The organism is Bradyrhizobium sp. P5_C11_2 (assembly GCF_054049755.1).
In genome coordinates this window covers 1-7,369 of sequence record NZ_JBFULT010000380.1, presented here as the reverse complement: position 1 = coordinate 7,369, position 7,369 = coordinate 1, and the positions used below count along the sequence as shown (strand labels likewise).

General features: G+C 64.2%; 1 protein-coding gene. It reads left to right on the top strand.

Going from position 1 to position 7,369, the window contains the following annotated elements:
* Positions 1-12: 12 nt before the first annotated feature.
* On the top strand, positions 13-7,369 hold a 7,357-nt coding region (locus ACXJL8_RS28250), incomplete at its 3' end, for a choice-of-anchor tandem repeat GloVer-containing protein (protein ID WP_456685979.1).

The window sequence follows — 7,369 nt, the reverse complement described above, 5'->3', positions numbered from 1 at the left end:
GGCAGCAAGATCGTGACGGTCGCCGATTTCAACGCCGACGGCTCGCTCAAGGACCGCATGGTCACCACGACCAGCGCCAGCGGTTTGTCGACCGTGATTCAACGCGATACCACCGGCTCAGGCCAGTTCACGGAAACCATCGACGACGTCACCGTCCTCGGTGTCGATGGCAGCCGAACCGAGACGGTCTCCGATCACAGCGCCAATGGTGCCTTGCTGGCCGAGACGGTGGTCACGACCGGCGCCAATGGGCTGTCGAAGACGACCCAGGTGGACAGCACCGGCGATGGCGTCTTCGATCGGACCGAGAGCGATGTCACGGTTCTCAATGCCGATGGCAGCCGCACCGAAACGGTGACCGATCGGAGCGCCAACGGCACCGTGCTGGCTGAGACGGTGGTCACGACCAGCGCCAATGGGCTGTCGAAGACGACGCAGATCGATTCGACCGGTGACGGCACCTTCAACGAGGTCCGGACCCGGATCCTGAATGCCGATGGCAGCACAACCTCGACCGTGTCCGACTTTGCGGCAGATGGCTCGCTCAGGGCGCGGACCGTCACCACGACCAGCGTCAACGGACTGTCGACGACGACGCAAATGGACGTGACCGGGTCCGGCAGCTTCAACCTGACGGAAACCGACGTCACCGTCCTGAATGCGAACGGCAGTCAGACTGAGACCGTCACGGATACCAGCGCCAATGGTACCCTGGTCGACCGCATCGTCACCACCACCAGCGCCAATCGGCTGTCGGTGACGACGCAGCAGGATACGGCCGGCACCGGAAGCTTCGACCAGACCCGCACCGACGTCACGGTTCTCAATGCCGATGGCAGCCGGACCGAGACCGTCACTGATGTCAGCGGCAACGGCGCGCTGGAGGACCGGACCGTCACCACGACCAGCGCTAACGGGCTGTCGGTCACGACGCAGCAGGATGCAACGGGATCTGGAATTTTCGACGCGACCCGTACCGACGTCACGGTTCTCAATGCCGACGGCAGCCAGACCGAGACGGTGACGGATCGCAGTGCCGACGGCTCGCTGCTGGACCAGGCGATTATCACGACGAGTGCCAACCATCTGTCGAAGACGATTCAGCAGGACGTCACCGGCGACGGCGTGTCCGATCACACCGAGACGGGCGTGGTCGCGGCCAACGGCAGCAAGATCGTCACGGTCGCCGATTTCAACATCGACGGCTCGCTCAAGGACCGCACCGTTACCACCACCAGCGCCAGTGGTCTGTCGACCGTGGTTCAGCGCGACCTGACCGGCTCGGGTAGTTTCACGCAAACCGCCAACGATATCATCGTCCTGAACGGTGACGGCAGCCGGACCGAGACGCTCACCAATCTGAGCGCCAACGGCACCGTGCTGACCGAGACGGTGGTCACGACCAGCGCCAATGGGCTGTCGAAGACGATCCAGCAAGACAGCACCGGCGATGGTGTCTTCGATCTGACCGAGCACGACGTCGCCGTGCTCAACGCCGATGGTAGCCAGACCAGGACGGTGACCGACAGCCATGCCGACGGCTCGCTGAAGTCGCAGACGGTGACGACGGTCAGTGCCGATGGTGGCACCAGCACCACGCAAATCGATTCGACCGGCGACGGCTATTACAACGAAGTCCGGACCGTGATCCGCAATGCCGACGGCAGCACCACGTCGACCGTGACGGACCGCAGCGCCAACGGCACGGTCGAAGGACGCACCGTCACCATCAGCAGCGCCAACGGACTGTCGGTGACCACTGAGGTCGACGTCACCGGATCCGGCAGCTTCAACCTGACGCGAACCGACGTCATCGCCCTGAACGCGGACGGCAGCAAGACCGAGACCGTTATTGCTCGGAGCGAAAATGGTTCGCTGGAGAACCGCGCCGTTACCACCACCAGCGCCAACGGGCTGTCGGTGACCACGCAACGTGATCGGGCTGGGGCCGGCAGCTTCGATCTGACCCGCACCGACGTCATCGTTCTCAATGCCGACGGCAGTCAGACCGAGACCGTCAGCGATGTCAGCGCCAATGGCACGCTGGAAGACCGCGCCGTCGTCACCACCAGCGCCAACGGGTTGTCGGTCACGACGCAGCTGGACGTGGCGGGGACCGGCACGTTCAACGACACCCGCACCGATGTTACCGTGCTCAATGCCGACGGCAGCCGGACCGAGACGGTGACCGACCGCAGCGCCAACGGTTCGCTGCTGGATCAGACGATTGTCACGACGAGCGCCAGCGGCCTCTCGAAGACGATTCAACAGGACGTCACCGGCGACGGCGTGTCGGACCACACCGAGACGGGCGTGGTTACGGCCAACGGCAGCAAGGTCGTGACGGTCGCCGATTTCAACACCGACGGCTCGCTCAAGGACCGCACCGTTACCACCACCAGCGCCAGTGGTCTGTCGATCGTGGTTCAGCGCGACCCGACCGGCTCGGGTAGCTTCACGCAAACCATCGATGACGACGTTGTCCTGAACGGTGACGGCAGCCGGATCGAGACGATCGCCAGTCACAGCGCCAATGGCAGCCTGCTGGCCGAGACGGTGGTCACGACCAGCGCCAATGGGCTGTCGAAGACGACGCAGGTGGAGAGCACCGGCGATGGCGTTTTCGATCTCACCGAGACCGATGTCATTGCCCTCAATGCCGATGGCAGCCGGACCAGGACGGTGACCGACAGCCATGCCGACGGCTCGCTGAAATCGAAAATTGTGACGACGGTCAGTGCCGACGGCGCCGCCACCACGATCCAGGTCGATTCGACCGGCGACGGCTATTACAACGAAGTCCGGACCGTGATCCGCAATGCCGACGGCAGCACCACGTCGACGGTGATGGACTGCAGCGCCAATGGCACGGTCGAGGGGCGCACCGTCACCACCACCAGCGCCAATGGATTGTCGATCATCACCCAAATCGACTCCACCGGGTCCGGCAGCTTCAACCTGACGCGAACCGACGTCACCGCCCTGAACGCCGACGGCAGCCGGACCAGGACCGTCAGCGACGTCAGCGCCAACGGCTCCCTGATCGACCGCATCGTCACCACCACCAGCGCCAACGGGCTGTCGGTGACCACGCAGCGGGATCAGGCCGGCGCCGGCAGCTTCGATCAGAGGCGCACCGACGTCACGGTTCTCAATGCCGATGGCAGCCGGACCGAGACCATCACCGATCTCAGCGCCAACGGTTCGGTCGAGGATCGCGCCGTCATCACCACCAGCGCCAACGGGTTGTCGGTCACGACGCAGCAGGATGCAGCCGGGTCGGGTACGTTCAACGACACCCGCACCGATGTTACCGTGCTCAATGCCGACGGCAGCCGGACCGAGACGGTGACCGACCGCAGCGCCAACGGTTCGCTGCTGGATCGGACGATTGTCACGACGAGCGCCAACGGCCTCTCGAAGACGATTCAGCAGGACGTCACCGGCGATGGGCTGTCCGATCGCACCGAGACGGGCGTGGTTACGGCCAACGGCAGCAAGGTCGTGACGGTCGCCGAATTCAACGCCAACGGCTCGCTCAAGGACCGCACGGTCACCACCACGAGCGCCAGTGGTCTGTCGACAGTGGTTCAGCGCGATCCGACCGGCTCGGGCCAATTTACCGAGACCATCAACGACGTCGCCGTGCTGAACGGTGACGGCAGCCGGACCGAGACGCTCACCGATCTCAGCGCCAACGGCAGCTTGCTGGCCAAGACGGTGATCACGACCAGCGCCAATGGACTGTCGAAGACGACCCAGGTGGACAACACCGGCGATGGCGTCTTCGATCGGACCGAGCTCGATGTCACGGTTCTCAATGCCGACGGCAGCCAGACCAGGACGGTGACCGACGGTCATGCCGACGGCTCGCTGACATCCAAGACGGTGACGACAGTCAGTGCCGACGGCGCCACCACCACGATGCAGATCGATTCGGCCGGTGACGGGTTCTACAATGAAATCCGGACCCTGGTCCGCAACGCCGACGGCAGCACCACGTCGACGGTCGTGGACTACAGCGCTAACGGCACGGTGGAGGGCCGCGCCGTCACCACCACCAGCGCCAACGGGCTGTCGGTCACCACCCAGGTCGACGCCGCCGGTTCCGGCAGCTTCAACCTGAAGCGAACCGACGTCACCGCCCTGAATGCCGACGGCAGCAAGACCAGGACCGTCAGCGATGTCAGCGCCAACGGCACCCTGATCGACCGCACCGTCACCACCACCAGCGCCAATGGGCTGTCGGTGACCACGCAACGGGATCGCACCGGCGCCGGCAGCTTCGATCAGACCCGCACCGACGTCACGGTTCTCAATGCCGACGGCAGCCGGACCGAGRCCATCACCGACTTCAGCGCCAACGGTTTGGTCGAGGACCGCACCGTCATCACCACCAGCGCCAATGGATTGTCGGTCACGACGCAGCAGGATGCGGCGGGGGCGGGTACGTTCAACGACACCCGCACCGACGTCGTCGTCCTCAATGCCGACGGCAGCCGGACCGAGGCGGCCAGCGACTTCAATGCCAATGGATCGTTGAAGGACAAGATCGTCGTAACCACGAGTGCGGACGGCCGCACGGTTACGACGACGCGGGACCTCGACGGCAACGGCATCGCCGATCAAACCGAAACCGACGTCGTTGCCTCGAATGGCAACATCGTCAGGACCGTCGCCGATTACGGCGTCAGCGGCGCGCTTAAAGACCGGTCGGTTACCACCACCAGCGCCAGCGGTCTGTCGACAACGACCCAACGCGACACCACCGGATCCGGGGTGTTCACGCAAACCACCCTGGACGTCGTCGTGCTCAACAGCGACGGCAGCCGGACCGAGACCATCTCGGATTTGAATGCGAATGGCTCGCTGCGCGACAAGCAAGTGATCACGACCAGTGCCAACGGCCTGTCGAAGACGACGCAGGACGACACCACGGGGAGCGGCGTCTTCAACGTGACGGAGACCGATCTCACCGTGCTCAATGCCGATGGCAGCAGCATCGAAACGATCTCCCGAACCAATGCCGCCGGAACATTGACGCGCCGGGAAATCGAGACGATTAGCGCCGACGGCAAAACCGTATCGATGTCCCTGGACCTCAACGGCGATAGCGTCGTCGATCAGAACGTGACCACGGTCGTCAATCCCGACGGTAGCACGGTCGCCACGCTCACCGATTACGGCGCGACCGGCGCGCTCAAGGACAAGGCCGTCATCACCACGAGCGCCAACGGATTGTCGGTAACGACACAGCGCGACACCACCGGTGCCGGTTCGTTCAACCAAACCCGGACGGATGTCACCGTGCTCAATGCCGACGGCAGCCGCACCGAGACGGTCAGCGACTACAATGCCGGCGGTGCGCTGACGGACCGGACGGTGACCACCACGAGCGCCAATGGTCTGAGCGTGACCACGCAGTGGAATCTGACAGGGTCCGGGGTCAGTGCAAGCCAGACGGATGTGACGACTCTCAACGCCGACGGCAGCCGGACCGAGACGGTCACGACCCTGAACGCCGGCGGTTCGGTGACCTCCGCCAAGACCGAGACCACAAGCGCGAACGGCCTCAGTCACACCGTCGCATGGCTTTCCGGCACCGGTGCCGGTCAGACGTCAACCGATGTCACGGTCCTTGGTGCCGACGGTCGGCGCACTGAAACCGTATCGAACTATAAGGCCGGCGGCTCCCTGCTGTCGAAAACCGTCACCACGACCAGCGCGGACGGCAGAACCACGACCGTCGTTTCCGACACCAATGGCGACGGCTCTACCGATCAGAGCGAGACGATTTATTCGGCAGTCAACGCGGATCACAGCAAGACCAGTGTCATCGTCGATTACAATGGCAATGGCTCCGTCAAGGACGCCATGACCGCGACGACCAGCGCCGRCGGTCGCACCGTCACCATCCAACGCGATGCGGACGGCAACGGCATCATCGATCAAACGCAGACCAGCGTGGCGGCCATTGACGGCAGCAAGACCGACACCTTCATCGACTACAGCCCGGCGGGCGCTGTCGAAGACCGGACGATCGTCAGCACCAGTGCCGACGGCCTGACCAGGACCACGCAGTGGGATTTTAGCGGCAGCGGAACCATTGGCCGTACGCGAACCGACGTGACCGTGAAAAATCTCGATGGCAGCACCACCGAGACCATTACCGATATCAACAGCGACGGCACGCTCCATCAGAAGGGGGTGCTGACCACCAGCGCCGACGGCCGGACCAGGACGCTGCAGGAAGATACCAGGGGGGCTGGCTACTTCGATCATACCGAAGTGACGACGATCGCCGTCGACGGCAGCTCGTCGACGATCACAAAAGATCTGACCGCCGGCGGCGCGTTGCTCGATCAGACCGTGACAACGGTCAGCGCCGACGGCTTCAGCCGAACCGTCGACGAGGATACCCACGGCACCGGGACCTATAATTATCACGCCGTCACCAACAAGAACATCGACGGCAGCTCGGTCACCAACGCCTACTATCTCAAGGCAAATGGTCAGGTCGCCGAGCGCATCGTGACGTCGATCGACGCCAATGGGCTTGTCACGACTGTCCAGATCGACAGTACCAACGCCGGCTGGTTCGACAGTATCGAAACCATCGTGACCCGGGCGGACGGCAGCACGGTGGCGACGACGCGCGAGCTCAATTCCGACGGGACGACGAAGAAGCAGTGGGTCACCAACACGACGGCTGACGGCACCACCACCACCGTTCTGGGGGCGGCACCGACCATCACCGGCACGCAGGCAGGCCAGCCGACCTCGTCGGAAGCGCCGGTCCATCCGTTTGCCGGCGTCACCATCGGTGACTCCAACGCCGGCGCGACCGACACGCTGACCATCACGGTGAGCGGGGCAGGTGGCACGCTGTCCGGCGCCGGCCTCACCCGTTTCGGCAACACCTACACCTTGACGGGGACGGCGGCCGCGATCACCAGCGCGCTCGACGCGCTCGTCTTCACCCCGACGGCCGGCCAGCCCAACACCTATGGCACCACCACCTTCACGCTGTCTGACAGCAGCACCGGCTACACGATACCGGCCTACAACAACCCGCTGACGACGCTGGCCACGTTCACCGGCGGCCCCAATGGCAAACAACCTCTCGCCGGCCTGATCGCGGATGCGGCGGGCAATCTGTTCGGCACGACATTTTTGGGCGGCATCGATGGCGACGTGTTCGAGATCACCAGGAACGGCAACGGCTACAGCAGCACGGCAACGGTGATTGCCGGGTTCAATAACATCGACGGAGCCACCCCCGCGGGCGGCCTGATCATGGACGCGGCAGGCAATCTGTTCGGGACGACCCAACAGGGCGGTGCGAACGGTCTGGGTACTGTGTTCGAAG